Source organism: Alistipes sp. An54, assembly GCF_002159375.1.
Taxonomy (GTDB): Bacteria; Bacteroidota; Bacteroidia; order Bacteroidales; family Rikenellaceae; genus Alistipes; species Alistipes megaguti.
In genome coordinates, this window is record NZ_NFIA01000010.1 from 90305 (window position 1) to 111055 (window position 20751).

Annotated in this window: 19 protein-coding genes and 1 tRNA gene; 14 read left to right on the top strand and 6 right to left on the bottom strand. The window is 57.6% G+C overall.

What is annotated here, in order from left to right; all coding sequences use genetic code 11:
* Position 1: 1 nt before the first annotated feature.
* The 13 genes from B5G09_RS10320 (at position 2) to B5G09_RS10380 (ending at position 14417) form a co-directional block, all read left to right on the top strand.
* Positions 2–1180, top strand: coding sequence for a cell envelope integrity protein TolA (locus B5G09_RS10320; protein ID WP_143256538.1), 1179 nt, complete (start codon positions 2–4; stop codon positions 1178–1180).
* On the top strand, positions 1173–2717 hold the full coding sequence (locus B5G09_RS10325; protein WP_087405092.1) for a LamG-like jellyroll fold domain-containing protein: 1545 nt from the start codon (positions 1173–1175) through the stop codon (positions 2715–2717). The genes B5G09_RS10320 and B5G09_RS10325 overlap by 8 nt, the downstream gene beginning before the upstream one ends.
* A 13-nt stretch (positions 2718–2730) precedes the next feature.
* Positions 2731–3414, top strand: coding sequence for a hypothetical protein (locus B5G09_RS10330; protein WP_087405093.1), 684 nt, complete (start codon positions 2731–2733; stop codon positions 3412–3414).
* Between the two features lie 268 nt (positions 3415–3682).
* Positions 3683–4504 carry a DNA adenine methylase gene (locus tag B5G09_RS10335; RefSeq protein ID WP_087405094.1) on the top strand — a complete coding sequence of 274 codons (822 nt, stop codon included), beginning with the start codon at positions 3683–3685 and terminating at the stop codon, positions 4502–4504.
* Between the two features lie 551 nt (positions 4505–5055).
* Positions 5056–5129, top strand: a tRNA-Arg gene (locus tag B5G09_RS10340).
* Between the two features lie 109 nt (positions 5130–5238).
* Complete coding sequence (locus B5G09_RS10345; protein WP_087405095.1) at positions 5239–5793, top strand: 30S ribosomal protein S16; 555 nt, start codon at positions 5239–5241, stop codon at positions 5791–5793.
* A gap of 87 nt (positions 5794–5880) precedes the next feature.
* Positions 5881–6399 carry a ribosome maturation factor RimM gene (gene rimM / locus B5G09_RS10350; protein WP_087405096.1) on the top strand — a complete coding sequence of 173 codons (519 nt, stop codon included), beginning with the start codon at positions 5881–5883 and terminating at the stop codon, positions 6397–6399.
* 1 nt (position 6400) lies between these two features.
* Positions 6401–7606 carry a tRNA 2-thiouridine(34) synthase MnmA gene (gene mnmA / locus B5G09_RS10355; protein ID WP_087405097.1) on the top strand — a complete coding sequence of 402 codons (1206 nt, stop codon included), beginning with the start codon at positions 6401–6403 and terminating at the stop codon, positions 7604–7606.
* 255 nt (positions 7607–7861) lie between these two features.
* On the top strand, positions 7862–8089 hold the full coding sequence (locus tag B5G09_RS10360; protein WP_087311689.1) for a helix-turn-helix transcriptional regulator: 228 nt from the start codon (positions 7862–7864) through the stop codon (positions 8087–8089).
* A gap of 15 nt (positions 8090–8104) precedes the next feature.
* Complete coding sequence (locus B5G09_RS10365) at positions 8105–8920, top strand: hypothetical protein (protein WP_241147632.1); 816 nt, start codon at positions 8105–8107, stop codon at positions 8918–8920.
* A gap of 167 nt (positions 8921–9087) precedes the next feature.
* Positions 9088–11817 (top strand): pyruvate, phosphate dikinase, encoded by a 2730-nt coding sequence (gene ppdK, locus B5G09_RS10370; protein ID WP_087311691.1) that lies wholly within the window; start codon positions 9088–9090, stop codon positions 11815–11817.
* Between the two features lie 483 nt (positions 11818–12300).
* Positions 12301–12762 carry an outer membrane beta-barrel protein gene (locus B5G09_RS10375; RefSeq protein ID WP_087311693.1) on the top strand — a complete coding sequence of 154 codons (462 nt, stop codon included), beginning with the start codon at positions 12301–12303 and terminating at the stop codon, positions 12760–12762.
* Between the two features lie 191 nt (positions 12763–12953).
* Positions 12954–14417 (top strand): polysaccharide lyase 6 family protein, encoded by a 1464-nt coding sequence (locus B5G09_RS10380; protein WP_122120476.1) that lies wholly within the window; start codon positions 12954–12956, stop codon positions 14415–14417.
* 277 nt (positions 14418–14694) lie between these two features.
* Here the strand turns inward: B5G09_RS10380 and B5G09_RS10385 are convergent, their stop codons facing one another.
* From B5G09_RS10385 to B5G09_RS10405, 5 genes are all read right to left on the bottom strand, one after another.
* Entirely contained in the window at positions 14695–15195 is a 501-nt protein-coding gene (locus B5G09_RS10385) for a hypothetical protein (protein WP_241147633.1), read from the bottom strand.
* Positions 15196–15370: 175 nt separating this feature from the next.
* A complete protein-coding gene (locus B5G09_RS10390) occupies positions 15371–15679 on the bottom strand; it encodes a TRL-like family protein (protein ID WP_087405099.1) in 309 nt (102 codons plus the stop codon).
* A 1-nt stretch (position 15680) separates the two neighbouring features.
* A complete protein-coding gene (def, locus tag B5G09_RS10395) occupies positions 15681–16226 on the bottom strand; it encodes a peptide deformylase (protein WP_087405100.1) in 546 nt (181 codons plus the stop codon).
* A complete protein-coding gene (ruvX, locus tag B5G09_RS10400) occupies positions 16223–16636 on the bottom strand; it encodes a Holliday junction resolvase RuvX (RefSeq protein WP_087311703.1) in 414 nt (137 codons plus the stop codon). The genes def and ruvX overlap by 4 nt, the downstream gene beginning before the upstream one ends.
* Positions 16637–16658: 22 nt before the next feature.
* Positions 16659–18203, bottom strand: a complete 1545-nt coding sequence (locus B5G09_RS10405) for a glycine--tRNA ligase (RefSeq protein WP_087405101.1) — start codon at positions 18201–18203, stop codon at positions 16659–16661.
* A gap of 130 nt (positions 18204–18333) precedes the next feature.
* Between B5G09_RS10405 and B5G09_RS10410 the strand changes: the two genes are divergently transcribed.
* Complete coding sequence (locus B5G09_RS10410) at positions 18334–19548, top strand: BACON domain-containing carbohydrate-binding protein (RefSeq protein WP_162608265.1); 1215 nt, start codon at positions 18334–18336, stop codon at positions 19546–19548.
* 347 nt (positions 19549–19895) lie between these two features.
* On the opposite strand, the gene radC is transcribed toward B5G09_RS10410, so the two are convergent.
* The gene (gene radC, locus B5G09_RS10415) at positions 19896–20534 is read right to left on the bottom strand and encodes a DNA repair protein RadC (RefSeq protein ID WP_239403326.1); all 639 of its coding nucleotides are present in this window, start codon (positions 20532–20534) and stop codon (positions 19896–19898) included.
* Positions 20535–20751: the final 217 nt, after the last annotated feature.

The following is a 20751-nucleotide window of genomic DNA, read 5'->3' on the forward strand; positions in this document are numbered from 1 at the left end:
CATGAAAAAGAGTCGACACAAACGGATCGGGAAGGATCTGAAAATCCGCTGGCCGATCCTGACGAACGGGAATGCAGTCCCGCTTGATGGGCGCGATCTGAAACTCATATTGCGTACACCGACATCTAATGAGCTGCCTATGGCGTTTGTAAGTTCCGAAAATGTGGCGGAGTTCACATTCCGGGGCGTAGAACAGACACGGGTGGGACGATATAGTCTCACGATGTGGGAGAATTATGGGAAAGACGGGCAGACTGTTGTCGATTATTGTGATGCTTTCACGCTTGTTGCTCGCAGTTGCGAAGAGTCCGATGAGGTGCTTTCTGGAGCGAGCCTTGATGTCGAAACCGTCGAGTTGGAAGCCGGAACCCTGGAGATCGGTGTTCCGGGCATGTCGGCCTACGAACTCTATATCCGTCACAACCCTGATTCGCAGCTGACCGAGGAGGAGTATGCCGAGTCGCCCATCCAGGCGGCTGGGGTTGCGCTGGCGATGGTCGAGCAGCTCGAGGAGACGGAGGTTTCAGTGAAGCAGGCCGAGCAACTCCGCGTGCAGTCCGAGCAGGGGCGGGAGGCGTCGGAACAAGCCCGAGCCACGGCCGAGCAGGCGCGCATCACGGCGGAACAGCAGCGGGTGCTGGCCGAACAGACCCGGGCAGTGAATGAATCGGCCCGCCAAAAGGCCGAAGCGGGACGCCAGGCTGCGGAGACGAAGCGAGAGGAGAATACCGCCGAGGCGATCCGGAACAGCGAGGAGGCGACCCGAAAAGCGGAGGACGAAGCCGCGCGGGTTCGGACGCTGGCCGACAATCCGCCCAAGATTGTGGAGGTCAACGGCATGGCCTATTGGGCGTTCTACGACCTCGAAACGCAGCAGTACGTGACCTCGCCGCACCGGGCCGACGACGGCACCATCGTGCAGCAAGTCGAGGGTTCTGCCGTTTCATTGGATATCAAGGGCGGGACGATGTACGTGTGCGGAGAGTTGACCTCGCTGACAATTGCGAGCGTCGAGAACTCGACGAAGCCATCGATCCTCCGCTTCACGTCGGGTACTACGGCTACGCAGTTCTCCTACTCGGAGAATTTCAATATAACAGGTTGGACGAAACCCGAGGAAAACAGAAATTATACCATCTGCATCCTGTTCGGTGCGGGCAATATGACCTACGATGAATAGCCTGCTGTACTACTACAACAACGTGCAGAAGATGGCCGCCTACCGGCAGGCCAAGCGGATGCAGAGCGGAGTGAGGTTGGGGTATAACCAGGGACTATATGCATCTTCTACGTTGAAATTCACATCAAGTCCCATTCACATTGGGACGGATGATTTTTCAATTGAATTTTGGGGCAATACCTACGGGTCTAACACTTTTTATCAACCAGCTGTTTTCTTTAATAATGCAGGTGATGGAACATTCAGCATCAGTACGCAGCCTGCAGGCACTAATGGAGTTGACCGTGTATATTTTGGAAGAGGCATTTCCGGAAACACCGCAGAAGATATTTTATATCTTAATTGGGTAGCCCCAACTCAAGAAGGTATGTTTCATTGCGTTGTAACTCGATCTGGCACTTTGGTAAAATGCTTTATTGAGGGAGAACAAAAGGAACAAAAAACACAAACCCTTCTTCACGATTATGGCGATGTTACTATCGGCATTGCCAATTCTTCCAATATGGGATTTGTTCGGGTGTGGAACTACGCCCTCTCTGCCGACGAGATCGCCACGCTCTACAACAACGGCGACCCGACGGGGTACGTTGTGCCGAAGGCGATGCGAGAAAGAGGCCCGGAATGGGCAGTTGTAAACAATATAATTGAAATAGGACTTGATGATACTACTCAGGTAGCAGTAACTAAATTTTTAGCAACAAATAAGCCATATTTATATGAACTTCAATTTAGAATTGATGAATGCGAATACACCCCGGATTCCGGATATAGAGCATTATCAGCTATCAATGCTTCTATTCTTGGGGGAGACGTTTCTTTTTCCAACTCTGATGTAGGCAAGACTCTTACTGCTATTATTAAAACACTCGATATTGAAGGTAAAAACAATCAATTATATTTTTATGTCGGAAGTAATAAATTGGAGAATTATACAACTCGCAATCTAAAGATTTCTATTTTGAGCCTTCGCCCCGTCGGCCTCCTTGCCGAGTACCTGCCGCAGAATCTGATGGAGTCGAGAAAAGGACCCGAGGTCGAACCTACGGCAGATGTTTTCGAGTTCGACATGGAAAGTCCGTACTTCGAGAATATCACTCCGACGAATATCGTCTATCCGTATCGTTGTGCATATGAGGTGGAGTATGTGGTCGAAGAGATGGATATTCGGACCGTTAATGGCAATATCGATGGAGTTGTAGGGTTTGGTGGACAATTGGGCGTGAAGGTATTTGGAGATGCAAACTTCAGGGCATTCCAGCCTTCGGATGTCGGCAAGGCAAAGACATTCGTTGCCGTTTTTCCGGGGAACAAAGTAGGATACATCTCGCTGTATGCCGGAAACGCTCAAAATGAATTTATAGCCCGCCATCTCAAAGTGACTATCAAAAGCATTACTCCGGTGTCTGTCCCGATTTCCTGGCTCGACAGCGCGAAGCAGTTGCCGCTGTCTGACGAGTCGATGGAGCCGCTCTTTCAGTCGATCGGAGGCTACGACATGACGGCCGACGGTGCACCGGAGATCCTCTATAACGAATAACCAAAACAACGCTATGCAATACGCCAAACTTGAAAACGGACAACTGATCCCGGCCCCCGGCGAGGTGCGGCAGGACGGGATGGTCATCATGAATCCCGGGCCGGAAATCCTCGGCCCGATGGGGTACAAACCCGTGGAATACACCGAGCGCCCGGAGATCTCGAACCCGGGCAATGAGCTCCGCGAGACCTACACCGACAACGGCGACCGCATCACGGTGACATACGAGGAGTACACCCCGGAACCGGCGCCGTATGTCCCCGAGCCGATCCCCGACACGACGATCCGGCAGGTGGCCATGTTCGCCACGATGGCCGTGAACACCATGTCGCTATCCGACGAGCAGGCGCTGGAGATCAAAGACCTCTATCCCGAATGGGCCTCGTTTATCGGCAAGTCGCTCGACGCTGGATTCAAGGTACTCTACGAAGGTCGGCTCTACAGGGTGCGCCAGCAGATCGACACGGTGTTGGAGAATCAGGCGCCGTCTGAACTCACCGCTGCGCTCTACGAGGAGATCAACGAGACAGCGGCCGGGACACTGGAGGACCCGATTCTGTACAACGGGAACATGGAACTTGTCGAGGGCAAATACTACTCGCAGAACGGCGTGACCTACAAGTGCACCCGCTCCACGGGGCAGGCGGTGTACCACGATCTGAGTGCGCTGGTGGGAATCTATGTTGAAAAGGCGTGAAGATTATGAAGAACATCGTCACTAAGCTCCCTAATGTAGTCATAGCCTGTTTCTATATCACAAAAGCATGATGACTGGGTGATTTTAGTCGAAAAGTCGGAGGATAAAAATCCCCCGGCCTATTAGTAGTCCTCTTACCTACGTACTAACACAAAGGCGCCTAACCGCACGACCGAGGAATACCTCAATCGCGGTTGGGTGTTTTTTGTGTTGTAAAGTACGTAAGTAAGAGGATGCGCAAAGATACGGATTTTAATTGAAAAGCAAAATGAGAACACCGATTTCCTATTACGGCGGCAAGCAGACAATGCTCAAACATATTCTGCCGCTGATACCATCCCACAAGATCTACACGGAGGCATTCTGCGGAGGCGCCGCGGTGCTGTTCGCCAAGCGGCCGGCCGAGGCCGAAGTGATCAACGACCTCAACATGGAGTTAACAAACTTCTACTGGATGGCAAAGGTCTGTTACCCGGAATTGAAGGAACAAATCGAGAAGACGCTACACAGCCGGGATGTTCACGCCCACGCTGGGCACATCAACAGCTACCCGCAGTTCTTCACGCCTGTCGAACGCGCTTGGGCCGTTTGGGTGCTCTGCAAGATGTCGTTCGCCTCGATGATGGATGGAACGTTCGGATACGACTTCGGGGGTATGATGCCCAAGAAGCTGCGCAATGCGAAGGAGGAGTTTACGGAACAGCTATGTGCTCGACTCGAACGAGTGACGATCGAGAACCGCAATGCACTCGATGTTATCGCCTGCTACGATGCGCCGGAGGCCTTTCACTTCGTCGATCCGCCCTATGTGAATTCGGATTGCGGTCACTACGAAGACACGTTCAACGAGCAGAATATGGAGCAGCTTCTTCGTCTGCTCGAGACGGTGAAGGGGAAGTTTATGCTGACGATGTTCCCCTTCAATATGATCGACAGATACGCCCAGCGCAACGGATGGATCATCCACCGCATTGAGCGAACTATCAGTGCCTCGAAGTCGAGTCGTCGACGGCAGGAGGAATGGATGGTTTGCAACTACGAGGAACGAGCACAAGGTTCGCTGTTTGAGGGTGGATATTTAGGCGAGTAGGCGGAGACGTGTCAGTTCGGCCTGATGCAAAACACCGTTCGGGCGGCAGTCGAAAGCCTTCGAACGGTGTTTTTTGTGCGTGTGCGCGAAATTTTCATCGCTTTTCGTTTTGGTCTAACTCAGCCCCCGAAAAGTCGCATCTGGTTTAGAATTCCGTCGCATTTCGTTTTGCCGATTATACACCACGCCCCGTTTCGCACCGAAGGAGGACCGGAGGGGGGGGGCTGGAGGAGGACCGGAGCCGAACAGGCCTCCGACAGATCCGGTCTGAGGTGGGGCCGGGCAGAGTAATCCGAGAGAGGCCGGGCTGTGTCGAGTACCCGGCTGCCGCAGAGCGATCCAAAAGAGGTCCGGGCGGGGATGAGAGAAGCGACCCGGAAAGGAACGAGCAATCCGGAGCGAAAACAGAACTGCCCAGGAGAGGATTCTGCCGAGGCTTGGCGATCTGGGCGGACAAAATGCCGTCATCCGCGCATTTCGGCCGGAAAGGGCTTTGCATTTGAGGATTTATTTTATAATTTTGCACCGATTTCCCCGTCATCGGGCAAATTGGTCCCGTAGCTCAGTTGGATAGAGCAGCAGATTTCTAATCTGCCGGCCGCGCGTTCGAGCCGCGCCGGGATCACTTTTTTCTCCCATTATTTGGCCAATCTGTTTTTTTTCCCTACATTTGCACGCTTAAATGCCCGAACCGGGTGAGCGTTTTTACTTTAATTAACAAAATTTTATAGCAAATGGCTGTTAAAATTCGTCTGGCACGCCATGGTAAGAAGGGCTACGCCTTCTATCATATCGTTGCCGCAGATAGCAGAGCGCCACGTGATGGTAAATTCATCGAAAAGTTGGGTACCTACAATCCCAACACGAATCCTGCTACGATCGATCTGAACTTCGAGAAAGCTCTGGATTGGTTACTCAAAGGCGCACAACCTACGGATACTTGTCGGGCTATCCTCTCGTACAAGGGCGTACTTTACAAAAAACACCTGCTGGGTGGCGTTGCCAAGGGTGCATTCTCGGAGACCGAGGCCGAGGCTCGCTTCAACAAGTGGATCGAGGCCAAGAACGGTAAGATCGAGGCCAAGAGCAACAAGATCGCTTCCGACGCCAAGTCGGCCGAAAAGGCCCGTCTGGCTGCCGAAACCAAGATCAAGGAGGAGCGTGCCGCTGCCATCGCCGAGAAGAAGGCCGCTGCCGAAGCTGCTGCCCGTGAGGCCGCAGAGGCCGCTGCCGCCGAGGCTGCCGCTGCCACCGAGGAGACCGCTCCGGAAGCTCCCGCTGCCGAATAAGCAGGTTTTCTATTCCGATAAGACAGGAGATCACCCGAAGGGGAGATTTCCTGTTTTTTTTGTACTTTTGTCCCAAACTCTTTCGTAATGGCTGCATCCGCTGGACGTATCAACAAACTTTTCGGCACGGACGGGGGCCTCATGCTCTCGCTCTACTCCACGTTCCCCGACAACTTCGACCCTCAGACCATGCCGCTGATGGTCACGATCGACGCCCTGGAGGTGCCGCTCTGGTGCGACCGATTCGAGCGCCGCGGAATCGCTGGCGCTACGGCCTCGTTCGCCGACTTCGACACCGAACGCCGCGCTCAGGAGCTCATCGGTCTCGAATTCCGCGTAGACGATCCCGCCGACGAGCAGGATGACGAATTCTATCTCGAGGATCTCATCGGTTTCGAAGCCGTGGTCGAAGAGGCCGGATCCGAGACGAAACATGCCGGAATCGTCACCAACTTCTACGACAGCGAGATGAATCCCCTGTTCGAGGTGGAGACCGGCGGGCATCAGGTGCTCATCCCCGCCGCCGAGGAGTTCATCGCCCACATCGACTTCGAGGAGCGGCGGATCCACTTCGTCCTACCCGAGGGGCTCTTAAATCTGGAATAACATGGCACGCGTTGTAATCGGTCTTTCGGGCGGCGTCGATTCGTCGGTGGCCGCCTGGCTGCTCAGGCAGCAGGGACACGAGGTTATCGGCCTCTTCATGATCAACTGGCACGACACAACCGGTACGCTCGAGGGCGACTGCCCGTGGCACGACGACCGCCTGTTCGCCGAACTGGTGGCCAAGAAACTCGATATTCCGCTCCATGTCGTCGATCTCTCGGCCGACTACCGCACGCGTGTGGTCGACTACATGTTCGCCGAGTACGAACGCGGCCGCACACCCAATCCCGACGTGCTGTGCAACCGCGAGATCAAATTCGACGTATTCCTGCGCGAGGCGCTCAAACTGGGGGCCGACTACGTCGCCACGGGCCACTACTGCCGCAAGGAGGAGGAGCTGCTGCCGGACGGACGCATCGTCTACCGGCTGCTGGCCGGTTCGGACCCCAACAAGGATCAGAGCTATTTTCTGTGTCAGCTTTCGCAGGAGCAGTTGAGCCGGGCGCTCTTCCCGGTCGGCGGGCTGCTGAAGCCCGAGGTGCGGCGCATCGCCGCCGAGCAGGGACTTGCCACGGCCAAGCGCAAGGATTCGCAGGGAATCTGCTTCGTCGGAAAGGTCGATCTGCCGGTTTTCCTCCAGCAGAAGCTCGCCTCGAAGCTCGGAAACGTCCATGAGATTCTCCCCTCGTGGCCCAAGTATGCCCGCAAACCGGCCATGCCGGCTCCGGACATGGAGCCTTCGGATGAGGAGCTGGCCGCTCTGGCCGAACCGTGGCACTATACGGTGCGCGACGGAAAGAAGATCGGCGAGCACAACGGCGCCCACTTCTACACGATCGGTCAGCGCAAGGGACTCGGAATCGGCGGCCGCAAGGAGTCGTTGTTCATTCTGGCCACGGACACCGTGCAGAATGTGATCTATGTGGGTGAGGGGGACGCCCATCCGGGGTTGTGGCGGCCGGCGCTGCGCATCCTGCCGGGCGACATCCATTGGGTCAACCCCACGCGGGAGATGAAGGTCGGAGAGAGCGCCCGCTTCTCGGTACGCATCCGTTACCGGCAGCCGTTACAGGGGGCACGGCTCTTCATCCGCCGCGAAGGGGCCTATCTGCTCTTCGACGAACCCCAGCGGGGCATCACCCCGGGGCAGTTCGCCGCCTGGTATGACGGCGACGAGCTGGTCGGCTCGGGGGTGATCGACGCATGATCCCCGCAGGCAACTGAGACTCACCGGGCTTCAAACTCTATACGACGTACCCGTCGCCGTACAGAGACTGAAATCCGGGGGGGGGAGGTCGTGTCTCACTGGATTTCAAAAGCAATTGAGCGCAACCAGGCCCAAAAAGAGAGAAGACCTTTCATCTTTCGAAAGGACGCTCAGTGATAACTGAGTATCGGTTGTGTATACACAAGCGTTTCGAAGAATAAGTTGCTTAGTTTTACTTGATAAAACAAGCAACTTGTGATATACCCGATCGACCAATATATTATCGATGCCGTTCGTAAAGAGCGGAAACGCCAGAATATCTCCCAATCCATGCTGGCGTATGGAATCGGTGTATCGAAAAGTTTCATCGGGCAGGTCGAAAGCCCCAAATACGATATCAAATACAATCCCCACCATATCAACGAAATCGCCAAGTTCCTCGGCTGCTCGCCCCGCGATTTCCTCCCCGAAAACCCCCTTTAACCTCTCCGGCCGGTCATGATGCGTCTGCTGTCGATCATCATCGCACTCGTCGCGGCGGGGCTCGCCGCATTCGGACGCCAGCCCGCCGGAATCGCCTTCTACGACGTCGACCGAATCTACGACACCATCCCCGCCCTCTTCTACAATGACGAGGCGTACACACCACAAGGTCGTTACGGCTGGAACTCGGAGCGTTACGAACGCAAGATCCGAAACACGGCCGCTGTCATCGACTCCATGGCGCTGGAGATCGTCGCCCTGTGGGGCGTCGAAAACGAACAGGTCGTCCGCGACCTCTGCTCGGCCTGCCGCGGCGAATACTCCTACCTCCACCGAACACTCAACACGCTCGACGGCATGGACTTTGCCCTGCTGTACTACGGCGACCGCTTCTACCCGGAACGCGCCGAAGTCGGACGTCGCTATCTGCTGGTCATCGGCGAGCTGGACGGGCTGCGCGTAGGGCTGGCGATGTGCGGCGATCGAAGCACGGGACGATGGCTCGCGGAGGATTTGCGCGACAACTATCCCGGGTTGCCGCTCGTGGTCATGGGCCGTGTCGACGGCCAGAAGGCCGCACGCCTCGGGCTGCGCGATGCCATGGCACGTGCCGAAAAAGCCGGACGCGGAAATATCCGCCGCGCGGGACGCTGGGAGATGCGCGACCGAATTCTCGTCGACACGGCATTCAAATGCCCGGCAGGCGATGTCTACATCCGCCGCCAACTGGTTGACCAAAAGAGCGGTAACCCCCTTGGAACCTTCTCCGGAAGCATCTATCGGGGCGGATACGGGTATTCACTGCCCGTGTTTGTATATATCGGCCACTGAGATTTGTTTTTTCCGGAAAGTTTTGCTATATTCGCAATCCCTCCGGGCAAAAGCCCCTTTTTTAGAGGTGGCAAATCGGTTATCACCGCAATTTTTTCGACTTCGGAGGCTCCTTTTTGCGAAAAATTTTTTATATATTTATCATACAATTCAAAAATCTCGAAACTATGGCAGACGTTAAACGAGTCTACACCTTCGGCAACAAAGAGGCCGAAGGAAATGGCAAAATGCGTGAGCTGCTCGGCGGTAAAGGTGCAAACCTCGCCGAGATGAACCTCATCGGCATACCCGTTCCCCCGGGATTCACCATCACTACGGAAGTGTGCACGGAGTACTACAGCCACGGCAAGGAGGCCGTCATCAAACTCCTCAAGCCCGAAGTCGAAAAGGCCATGAAGAATATCGAAAGCCTCACCGGCATGAAGTTCGGCGACAAGGAGATGCCGCTGCTCGTCTCGGTTCGCTCGGGCGCACGCGCCTCGATGCCCGGAATGATGGACACGATTCTCAACCTCGGTATGAACGATCAGGCCGTCGAGGCCGTCGCCAAACGCACCGGCAACCCCCGCTTCGCCTGGGATTCGTACCGCCGTTTCGTCCAGATGTACGGCGACGTCGTGCTCGGCATGAAACCCGCCTCGAAGGAGGATCACGACCCCTTCGAGGAGATTATCGACGCCATGAAGAAAAAACGCGGCGTGAAGAACGACACCGATCTGACAACCGACGACCTAAAGGAGCTCGTCAAGGAGTTCAAGGCCGCCGTCAAGAAGCAGACCGGCGAGGATTTCCCCACAAACCCCTGGAATCAGCTCTGGGGTGCCATCTGCGCCGTGTTCGGCTCGTGGATGAACGAACGCGCCATCCTCTACCGCAAACTCAACAACATTCCCTCGGAATGGGGTACGGCCGTTTCGGTACAGGCCATGGTCTTCGGAAACATGGGAAACAACTCCGCAACGGGTGTCGCCTTCTCGCGTGACGCCGCCACGGGCGAGAACATCTTCAACGGCGAGTATCTGATCAACGCCCAGGGCGAGGATGTCGTGGCCGGTATCCGCACCCCGCAGCAGATCACCATCGAGGGTTCGAAGCGCTGGGCCAAGGCCCAGAACATCTCCGAGGAGGAGCGCAAGAGCAAATACCCCTCGCTCGAGGAGGTGATGCCCGATGTCTACAAGGAGCTCAACGAGATCCAGCACCACCTGGAACAGTACTTCACCGACATGCAGGACATCGAGTTCACGATCCAGGACGGCAAGCTCTGGATGCTGCAGTGCCGCAACGGCAAGCGTACGGGTGCCGCCATGGTCAAAATCGCCATGGACATGCTGCGCGAAGGGCTGATCGACGAGAAGACCGCCGTGCTGCGCTGCGAACCCGCCAAGCTCGACGAACTGCTCCACCCGGTATTCGACAAGAAGGCCATCGCCTCGGCGCAGGTCATCACGAAGGGTCTGCCCGCTTCGCCCGGCGCCGCCACGGGTCCCGTGGTCTTCTTCGCCGAGGATGCCGAGAAGGTCTTCGCCAAGACCGGTCAGAAGGCCGTGCTGGTGCGCATCGAAACCTCGCCCGAGGATCTGAAGGGTATGCTCGACGCCGCAGGTATTCTGACCGCCCGCGGAGGTATGACCTCGCACGCCGCCGTCGTGGCTCGCGGTATGGGCAAGTGCTGCGTATCGGGTGCCGGTGAACTGCAGATCGACTACAAGACCCGCACCATTCACGTCAACGGATTCACCGTCAAGGAGGGCGACTGGATCTCGCTCAACGGTTCGACGGGCGAAGTCTATCTGGGTGAGGTAGCCACGAAGGCCGCCGATCTGAGCGGCGACTTCGGCAAGCTCATGGAACTGGCTTCGAAATACGCCGTGCTGAAAGTCCGCGCAAACGCCGACACGCCAAAGGATGCCGCTCAGGCCTTCGAATTCGGCGCCGAGGGTATCGGCCTCTGCCGCACGGAGCACATGTTCTTCGAAGGCGACCGCATCAAGGCCATCCGCGAGATGATTCTGGCCGACGACGAGGCCGGACGACGGGTCGCCCTGGCCAAACTGCTGCCGATGCAGCGCGGCGACTTCGAGGGTCTCTTCAAGGTCATGAAGGGTTATCCCGTCACGGTCCGCCTGCTTGATCCCCCTCTGCACGAGTTCGTGCCCCACGATGAGAAGGGCCAGAAGGAGATGGCCGAGGAGATGGGCGTGCCTCTGCAGAAGATCGTCGAGAAGGTCGAGTCGCTGGCCGAGTTCAACCCCATGCTGGGTCACCGCGGCTGCCGTCTGGGCAACACCTATCCCGAAATCACCGAGATGCAGACCCGCGCCATCATCGAGGCTGCCATGAACGTCCGCGCAACGGGTACGCCCGTTCACGTCGAGATCATGGTCCCGCTGGTCGGAAACCACAAGGAGCTCCGCTACCAGAAGAAGATCATCGATCAGACGGCCGATCAGGTATTCTCCGAGCGCAACGACAAGATCGACTACATGGTCGGCACGATGATCGAAGTACCGCGTGCCGCCGTCACGGCCAACCAGATCGCCGAAGTGGCCGAGTTCTTCTCGTTCGGCACGAACGACCTCACGCAGATGACCCTCGGATTCTCGCGCGACGATATCGGCAAGTTCCTCCCGATCTACCTCGAGAAGGGTATTCTGAAGAACGACCCGTTCCAGATCCTCGACCGCAACGGCGTGGGCCAGCTGATCCGTGAGGCCGTCTTCAAGGGCCGCGGCACGCGTCCGACCCTCAAGTGCGGTATCTGCGGCGAGCACGGCGGTGAGCCCTCGTCGGTGGAGTTCTGTCACTATGCCGGTCTGAACTACGTGAGCTGCTCGCCCTTCCGTGTGCCCATCGCCCGTCTGGCTGCCGCTCACGCTGCCCTCAACCAGAAATAACCGGGACCGTAGAGAGGGGGGGGGAAAAAAAAAACCTGAGGCCATGAGGAGCCGAGGCCAAGTGGAGCCGGGACCATGAGGAGCCGGGACCATGAGGAGCCGGGACCATAAGGAGCCGGGACCATAAGGAGAACAAGCTGAGCCGGGCCGCCCGGAAGGAGGAATCGGACCGAAAAAAAACCGCCCCGAAAAAAGGCTGGACCTGTCGGGAAGAGAAACGGACCGAAGCAAGCCGCCTGAAAGCGGGAAACAGCCTCAACGTGCCGCCTCAGAAAGATGGCCAACCTACCGGATTCTGCCCCGAACAACCCCCTACCCTTCCAAAGATCATTCGTCAAAATCCCGCAGCCTCGGGCTGCGGGATTTTCCGTATGTTGACAAATCCGTCGGATTGGTTGAATTTATTTGCACGACACTCCCTTTTTTGCTATATTTGTCTTGGTAAAGTTTTTGAACGGACGTTTTTAAAATCTCAACGAAACCATGAAAAAGATCCTCCTTTCGGCGATCGCCGCTTTGTGCGTAGCCACGGCAGCTTCGGCTCAGGATGCAGGGAATTGGGCAGTCGGTCCCCGCATGAACATCTACACCAATACAGGAGACGGCATCGTCGGATTGGGCGCATTCGCCCGATACAGCTTCACGGACAACTGGCGCATCGAACCCTCGATAATCGCCTTACTCCACGACTATTGCTCGATCGATCTCAACGTCGATGTGCAGTATGTATTCGACCTCGGTAGCGGTTGGAAAATCTATCCCGCAGCCGGTCTGACTGCAAACGATATCGGTCGATGGGCTGCCGGTCTGAATCTCGGCGGCGGTTTCGACTACAAGGTCGCTCGCGACTGGGACATCACGGCCGGGCTCAAATGGCAGCCCATGTTCGATGATCTACGCAAAAACCCGGTCACGATCAGTATTGGGGCCGCCTACCGGTTCTGACCAGCCTCTTCTCCAATCCATCCCGGAATGTCACTCATCTGACTTCCGGGATTTTTTCTGCCCCTGTTGAATCATCCTGAACAACGGATTGCAGGTTCCGAATGGATGAAATCAAGAGGCTCCGAATTTGGTTAACCAATTTATTTTTGTTAATATTGCAATTGGCAAACCAATTTCAACCCAAAACAAAGATGAAAAAGACCTTTTGCGCGTGGGTACGGACCGGAATGCTCGGTCTGGCCCTCCTGGCATGCGCAGCGTGCGGCGGCGACAACGACGAAATGCCCGCGTCCGGAACAGAAACCGAAACGGACGGCGGCTCCGGTTCGGATTCAGGGGAGAAGCCCGACGAAGGCAATCCCGACGAGGAGAATAATCCGGACGAAGAGATTCCCGAAGGGGAGGTGACCAGCACCATCTCCTCGGCGGCGGAACTCGAGGCTCTCGGGCCGCTCGAAGCCGGTCGCACCATTATCTGGAAAGACGGCACCTACGATGCCCAGAAGATTCACCTTACAGGTACGGGAAGCGAAGCGGAGCCGATTCTCTTCCGCGCAGAAAACCCGGGCGGAGTCCGCTTCACGGGAGCTTCGACTCTCAGTATCGACGGCAGCTACCTGCACGTAAGCGGATTCCAATGGATTGACCCGGTACCCGACGGCGAACATCTGATCCGCTTCGAAAGCGGTTCACAGGCATGCCGACTGGAGGATTGCGCCATCGACGGTTCGGGGTCGGAGTCCGATGCCGTGAACAGCACGAAATGGGTGTCGCTCTACGGCACACACAATGTCGTTACGCACTGCCGCTTCGAGAACAAGAACAACATGGGCGCACTGTGCGTCGTCTGGCTTGAGGAGGGGGTGACGGCCGGTCACGAAATTTCATACAACCACTTTTCGCGTCCCGAGACAATTCTCGACGCGGACGGTGAACCGGCCAACGAGCAGGAGACCATCCGCGTCGGCGACAGCGCCCACTCGATGCAGAAGGGCGGATGCGTCGTCAAGGGCAACTACTTCTACCGGTGCAACGGCGAGGCGCAGGAGATCGTCTCGAACAAGTGCTGCGGCAACACCTACTCGGGCAACGTCTTCTACGAAAGCAAGGGGACGCTGACGCTGCGTCAGGGAAACGGCTGCACCGTCAGCGGCAACTACTTTCTGGGCAACGACATCGCGGATACGGGCGGTGTGCGCATCATCGGCGAAGATCACGTCGTCGAGGAAAACTGGTTCGAACGGTTGAACAGCGTCGGATACAAGGCGGCATTGTGTCTGGTCCGCGGGGAGGAGAACGTCTCGCTGAGCGGCTATGCGCAGGTAAAGAATGCCCTGGTGAAGGGCAACACCTTCGTGGACTGCAATCTGGCCATGCACATCAACTACGGCTCGTCGAACATGACCCTGCCGGTCATCTCATCACGCATCGAGGACAACATAGCGGTCGTACCCGAGGGCAACACCAGCAACTATGTCGTCCGATACGAGGACTCGGATCCCCAGGCCGAAATCACGTGGAGCAACAACCGGTTCTACGGGCGTTTCAAAAACGACCACTTCGGTCTTACCGCCCTCAAGGTGCGCCCGGACGTCGGCAACGCAGCGGCTGAGATGGATGCCATCGAACAGGCAGCCGGCACCTCCTGGGAGTAGGTAGATCCGTCTTCTGCAGGTACGAAAAACCCCGGCAGCCGTGTTCACGACTGTCGGGGTAATTTTTCGGGGAAAGCCCTCACGCGGAACCGACATCCGAAGCCGATCCGGTAAGATTCAGGAGAATCTCAGAGAATTCGAGAGCAGGCTTCCAGCCCTTCGGAACTATCTGTACCACAGCGCGACGCTTCGCTCAGCCCCCATATTCGGCCTCATATCCGGTCATTGCACCAGGTCCATTCACCGGTCCGGCCCCTATTCTGCCCCTACTCGGCCCCTATTCTGCCCCCTCGTTGATGCGGATCATCTCGAAGATCCGGTAGCCGATCGGCGCATAGCTGCGCCAGGCCGAACGTTTGGCCCGATAGAGCCACGGGCGTCCATCGATATAGAGCGTCACTTCAGGGAGCTGGCGCTCGTCGAAGAAGCCGCACAGCTGCGAAGCGTCGAGATCGAACGTATAGCGATGTTTCCAGCCTCGCTTTTCGGGCTCGAGGTAGAGTCGGCCGACCGGCCCGGAGAGAATTACGCCGCCCGAAACAAAACGCATGGAATCAACCGTCTCGGGACGTGCCATCCGGCACGTGAAGTTCAGCGTCGCCCGTCCTCCACGGTGCTCCTTGTAGGTAAGGTCAAAGGTCAGATCGCCCGCCTCGGGATTTTCGAACAGCGTCACCGGAAGGGTGTGGTAGATCGTGCCGTCGGTCTCGGCCTTCGAGACATAGTGCGAGCGGATCTCCTGCCCCGAAGCCGTCAACAAGGCTCCCCAGCAGCACACAACCGCCAAAAGGCCCCGACCGATCCGCCTTCCATCCTCCGGCATCGCAAACCTCTTCCACACCTTCTGCTCCTTCTGTCCCTTCAGCTCTTTCTGCCCCTTCGGACCCCTCAGCCCCCTTAGCCCCCTCGGCCCTTTCCGGCATTCGGGAAACGGCCCGCCCGGCTGTCGACAATCAGTCACCGTAGACGATGATCGTATAGATGGTATAGAGCCCCACGTAGGACTTCATCTGGTAGTCGACGTGGTGGATACGCGTGATGCCGGCTTCGCGGGCCGCCGTCTGGATGCTGGCATCGCCCAGCGCCACCAGACCTACGTACCCCTTGACCTCGGCCGTGCCGACCTTGCTCGATCCGGCATTGCCCGTAATGGCCATGCCGTCCTTGATATCCGTATAGGCGAAGCCCGAAACGGGCGACTTCACGCAACCCGTCAGCGAAAGGGCTGCCACGGCAAGGGCTGCAAAGAGGAACTTCTTCATGTTATCGCGTTTTGTAGGCACAACGGAACTTTCCCTTGGCCAGATTCAACAGTTTGCTCTTGAGCAGCTGACGACGCAGCGGCGAGATGCGGTCCGTAAAGACCTTGCCCTGGATGTGGTCGTACTCATGCTGGATGACCCATGCCTTGAGCCCCGTGAACTCCTCGTCGTGCTCGACGAAGTCCGTATCCAGGTAGCGCATCCGGATCCGCAGCGAACGCTGCACGTCGGCATAGATCCCCGGAAACGAAAGGCAGCCTTCGTTATAGATCTTCGTCTCCTCGGAGTATTCGTAGATTTCGGCGTTGACGAAGGCCCGCTTGTAGTCGGCACACGACGGGTCCTCCTCGGCCCACGGCGTACAGTCAACCACAAAGAAACGCAGATTCTTGCCCACCTGCGGGGCTGCAAGCCCTACGCCGCCCGCCTCGTCGAGGGTCAGGAACATGTCCTCCTCGAACTTCTTCACGTCGAGCGTCTCGGGCGTGACGGGTGCACACGCCTTGCGAAGCACCTCGTCTCCATAGATCACTATCGGGTAAATCATCGGTTAAATTCCATGTAACTTTGTAAAATAATCGTCGCGGAGATCTTGTCCACCAGCGCCTTGTCACGCCGCGCCATGCGTCCGATGCCACTCTGGAGCATCGTGCGGTGGGCCAGCACCGAGGTGAAGCGTTCGTCGTGAAAGACCACCTCCTTGTCGGGCCACGCTCGCTGCAGGCGGCGCGCCAGCGGCTCGATGAAGCGCCACGTTTCGGAAGGCGTGCCGTCCATCTGCATGGGTTTGCCCATGACGATGGTCGAGACCTCCTCCCGCGCAAAATAGTCGGCCAGCCAGCGTTCGAGATCCCGCGTCGGAACGGTCTCCAATCCCCCGGCAATCAACCGCAGAGGATCGCTCACAGCGATCCCCGTACGTTTGGTGCCGTAGTCGATGGCCAGAATCCGTCCCATGTCGGATGGCGTCGCGCGGCGACTACAGATTCAGTTTCTTGAACAATTTGCGGTAGGAGCACTCCTCGTCGACCAGGGCCGGCAGGGCCTCGATCTTGACGCGCTCCTGCTGCATCGTGTCGCGGTGACGGACCGTCACCGTACCGTCCTCGAGCGTCTGGCCGTCAACCGTCACGCAGAACGGCGTACCGATGGCATCCTGACGGCGGTAGCGTTTGCCGACGGAATCCTTCTCGTCGTAGGCCACGTTATAGTCGTACTTCAGCAGGTCGACGATCTTCTGCGCCACTTCGGGCATGCCGTCCTTCTTCACAAGCGGCAGGATGGCCACCTTCACCGGTGCCAGTGCGGCCGGGAAACGCAACACAACACGCGTATCGCCGCCCTCGAGCTGCTCCTCGGTGTAGGCCGCCGACATAACCTGCAGGAACATGCGGTCGACACCGATCGAAGTCTCCACCACGTAGGGTACGTAGCTCTCGCCCGTCTCCGGATCGAAATACTGCATCTTCTTGCCCGAATACTTCTGGTGATTGCCCAGGTCGAAGTCCGTACGCGAGTGGATGCCCTCGACCTCCTTGAAGCCGAACGGAAAGTTATATTCGATGTCGGTGGCGGCGTTGGCGTAGTGGGCCAGCTTCTCGTGGTCGTGGAAACGGTAGTTGTCGTCGCCGAAGCCCAGCGCACGGTGCCAGGCCATACGCGTGTTGCGCCACTCGTTCCACCACTGCATCTCGGTGCCCGGGCGAACGAAGAACTGCATCTCCATCTGCTCGAACTCGCGCATGCGGAAGATGAACTGACGAGCCACAATCTCGTTGCGGAAGGCCTTGCCGATCTGTGCGATACCGAACGGAATCTTCATGCGGCCGGTCTTCTGCACGTTCAGGAAGTTGACAAAGATGCCCTGGGCCGTCTCCGGGCGCAGGTAGATCGTCGACGAACCTTCGGACGTCGAACCCATCTGCGTCGAGAACATCAGGTTGAACTGACGCACCTCGGTCCAGTTGCGCGTACCCGAGATCGGGCAGGCAATCTCGCAGTCGAGGATGATCTGCCGCAGTCCGGCCAGATCGTTGGCATTCATCGCCTCGGCATAGCGGCGGTGAACCTCGTCACGCTTGGCCTGCGTCTCGGCCACACGCGGCGACGTGGCACGGTACTTGGCCTCGTCGAAGTCCGCTCCGAAACGCTTGCGGGCCTTCTCGACCTCCTTCTCGATCTTTTCATCCTGCTTGGCGATCCAGTCCTCGATCAGCACGTCGGCACGGTAACGCTTCTTCGAGTCCTTGTTGTCGATCAGCGGGTCGTTGAATGCCGCCACGTGGCCCGATGCCTCCCACGTCTTGGGGTGCATGAAGATCGCCGCGTCGAGCCCCACGATGTTCTCGTGCAGCTTGACCATCGAATCCCACCAATAGCGCTTGATGTTGTTCTTCAACTCGACACCGTTCTGTCCGTAATCGTAGACCGCACCCAGACCGTCGTAGATCTCGCTCGACGGGAATACGAATCCGTACTCCTTGCAGTGAGCGACCAGCTTCTTGAAAAGTTCTTCCTGAGTCATCGTATTATGTTTTACTGATTTCCTATTCTAAATGGCAAAAGTACAAAATTATTAAGAAATGCCGCTCCCTATGCCGATTTTATTTCCTATATTTGTTCCGATAAGTTCTCACCAAACCTATTTTACAATGATGAAAAACATTAAATTCTTTGTTCTGTTTTTTGTCTCGGGACTGCTGCTGGCATCCTGCGACGACGACGACGGCCAGCCCCAATCGGGCGACTTCGGCCAGATCCAGGTTCCCGACGTCTCCCAGCTGGTCCAGATGGCCGAAGCCGGAGGCGGAACCTCCAGCGTGACCTTCACCACCGAAGCTGCCTGGAGCGCCTCGATCCGCGAGACCCGGGCCGAAACGCCCGACTGGATCTCGATCACGCCCGACCACGGCGACCAGGCCGGCAACTACACCGTGCAGATCGACCTGCAGCCCAACACCGGACAGGAGTCCCGCACGGCCTTCATCACCATCACCTGCGGCCCGACGCAGATCGAGATCTCCATCACGCAGAAGGCCCCCGCAGGCGATTCCGACGAGGGACAGGAGCCGGCTCCGAGCGGACGGCTGGTCCGCATCACGGAGTATGAAAACGACCGGGCCGAATACTACATGATCTTCGCCTACGACAACGCCAACCGCCTGACCTCGATCACCACCTACAACGATGCCGAGATGACCTCGGCCGTAGGCATCTGGGAGTTCAGCTACGAGAGCGCCAGCCGGCTCACAGCCACGGAAAAACACTTCGACAAGAATACCGCATACAGTTACAAGTGGGTTTGCGAAGGTATGGGCCTCGACGAACCCAACGACGGCACCATGATCAACTATGCAACGGTCACCGAATCGGCGGATCCCTCGTCGTCGCGCACCCATGCGTTTGAATACGAGGCCGGTCAGCTGGCGAACGTCTACATCGACGCCACCTTCGACGGGGCACTCTCCTGGCAGGACGAGGGACACTATGTCTACCAGGACAACAACTGCTCGCAAATCCGATGGAAGGAGAACGGCACGCAGGAGTTCACCTACGACGCGAATGTCAACAAGCACACAACCGAATACGAACGGCTCAACGGGCTTCAGGCCATTGATCCGGGGCTCCTCTTCATCTACGACTCCGACATGCTGCGCAGTCTGGGGCTGCTTGGCCCGACGGGCAACCTGCTGCCTGTCAAGGTGGTCACGACGCTGACCAACGGCGAGAAGGTGACCGAGAATCTCTCCTACAAGTACAATTCCCTCAACAATTGGCAGCGGGGCGAGGAGATCGACGGCATGGAGATCACCCTGAGCAACAATCTCGGCTCGGAGTACCGTTACGTGCTGACCTATCTGGGCATCTGACCCGCTCCGACCACCCTGCGAAAAAACGACGGCATCTTCCGATGTCGTCGTTTTTCGCTTTCTCGGGATAACTCCGAAAACAATTTTCTCATGGGGCCGTCCGACCGGAAGTTCCCCTTGCGGGCTGCCGCCCGAATGCCCGCCTAACCCATGGAACGCTATCCCAAGGGCCGCTGTCAGCCGGCCAGTCCCCGTCTGCCTCCGTCCGCTCCTGCCGCCTGCCTCGGTCACGCTCGGCCTGCCCCGGTCACGCTCAGCCTACCCCGTCTGTCCCGGTGGCCCCGGTGGCCCCGGTGGCCAATCATCGAGAACTCCCGGGTATTCCGTCCAACCCGCCCCAAGGCCGGTTATCCGATCAATCCCGCCTCCCGAAACGAAAAGTCCCCGCCGCCGCGGGCTATGATCACGTGATCCAGCAGCCGAATGTCAAACAGTGCAGCCGCCTTGGCAATACGTTCGGTCAGCGCCCGATCCTGCGCACTCGCCTCCGGACTCCCCGAAGGGTGATTGTGAATCAAAATAAGCCGCGTGGCGAGCAACTCAAGGGCCCGTTTGGCGATCAACCGGTGATCGACCACCGTCCCTGTCACCCCGCCCTGACTCACCCGTTGGCGCTCAATGATGCGATTGGATGAAGTGAGATAGACTACCCAGCACTCTTCGTGGGTCAGGCGTTCAAGTTGCGGACGAAACAACCGCACCACATCATCGCTCGTTGCAATGGAGTCGGACTCCCCCGCCCCTTCAGCCGCCACCCTGCGGCCCAACTCGGCGGCCAACAACAGATTTCGGGCCCGCCTGAGCCCCATTCCGCCCACCATGCGCAATCGGGCTTCCGGTTCGCGGGTCATGCGTGCCAACGAACCCCCGTAAGTTGCCAACAACACCTCGGCCAGTTGTTCGTCCTCGATCAACAACGATAACAACTCCCGGTCGTCGAGAGACTCGACGCCTCGTGAAGTCATCTTGCTGCGTATGTTCTCCATGATTTTTACGGTTTTCTTTCCAGACACCTGTCAGTCCCGCAATTCAGGCATATTCCAAGCTACTCGGTACGGCCCGATCCCTGCCCCGGTACGACTCTCCCGGACTGTAATCCCGGTCAGCTGTCTCAGTCTGCCTCCGGTCAGCCACCTCCGTCAGCCCCCCGGCAGCCCCTTCTGTCAGCCTCCGGTCAGCCTCCCGGAGGCTGACAGAAGGGGC

Bases quoted from the DNA above. Each gene is read 5' to 3' on its own strand.
- B5G09_RS10320 (WP_143256538.1), top strand. From the start codon at position 2: ATGAAAAAGAGTCGACACAAACGGATCGGGAAGGATCTGAAAATCCGC.
- B5G09_RS10325 (WP_087405092.1), top strand. From the start codon at position 1,173: ATGAATAGCCTGCTGTACTACTACAACAACGTGCAGAAGATGGCCGCC.
- B5G09_RS10330 (WP_087405093.1), top strand. From the start codon at position 2,731: ATGCAATACGCCAAACTTGAAAACGGACAACTGATCCCGGCCCCCGGC.
- B5G09_RS10335 (WP_087405094.1), top strand. From the start codon at position 3,683: ATGAGAACACCGATTTCCTATTACGGCGGCAAGCAGACAATGCTCAAA.
- B5G09_RS10345 (WP_087405095.1), top strand. From the start codon at position 5,239: ATGGCTGTTAAAATTCGTCTGGCACGCCATGGTAAGAAGGGCTACGCC.
- rimM (WP_087405096.1), top strand. From the start codon at position 5,881: ATGGCTGCATCCGCTGGACGTATCAACAAACTTTTCGGCACGGACGGG.
- mnmA (WP_087405097.1), top strand. From the start codon at position 6,401: ATGGCACGCGTTGTAATCGGTCTTTCGGGCGGCGTCGATTCGTCGGTG.
- B5G09_RS10365 (WP_241147632.1), top strand. From the start codon at position 8,105: ATGATGCGTCTGCTGTCGATCATCATCGCACTCGTCGCGGCGGGGCTC.
- ppdK (WP_087311691.1), top strand. From the start codon at position 9,088: ATGGCAGACGTTAAACGAGTCTACACCTTCGGCAACAAAGAGGCCGAA.
- B5G09_RS10375 (WP_087311693.1), top strand. From the start codon at position 12,301: ATGAAAAAGATCCTCCTTTCGGCGATCGCCGCTTTGTGCGTAGCCACG.
- B5G09_RS10380 (WP_122120476.1), top strand. From the start codon at position 12,954: ATGAAAAAGACCTTTTGCGCGTGGGTACGGACCGGAATGCTCGGTCTG.
- B5G09_RS10390 (WP_087405099.1), bottom strand. From the start codon at position 15,679: ATGAAGAAGTTCCTCTTTGCAGCCCTTGCCGTGGCAGCCCTTTCGCTG.
- def (WP_087405100.1), bottom strand. From the start codon at position 16,226: ATGATTTACCCGATAGTGATCTATGGAGACGAGGTGCTTCGCAAGGCG.
- ruvX (WP_087311703.1), bottom strand. From the start codon at position 16,636: ATGGGACGGATTCTGGCCATCGACTACGGCACCAAACGTACGGGGATC.
- B5G09_RS10405 (WP_087405101.1), bottom strand. From the start codon at position 18,203: ATGACTCAGGAAGAACTTTTCAAGAAGCTGGTCGCTCACTGCAAGGAG.
- B5G09_RS10410 (WP_162608265.1), top strand. From the start codon at position 18,334: ATGAAAAACATTAAATTCTTTGTTCTGTTTTTTGTCTCGGGACTGCTG.
- radC (WP_239403326.1), bottom strand. From the start codon at position 20,534: ATGGAGAACATACGCAGCAAGATGACTTCACGAGGCGTCGAGTCTCTC.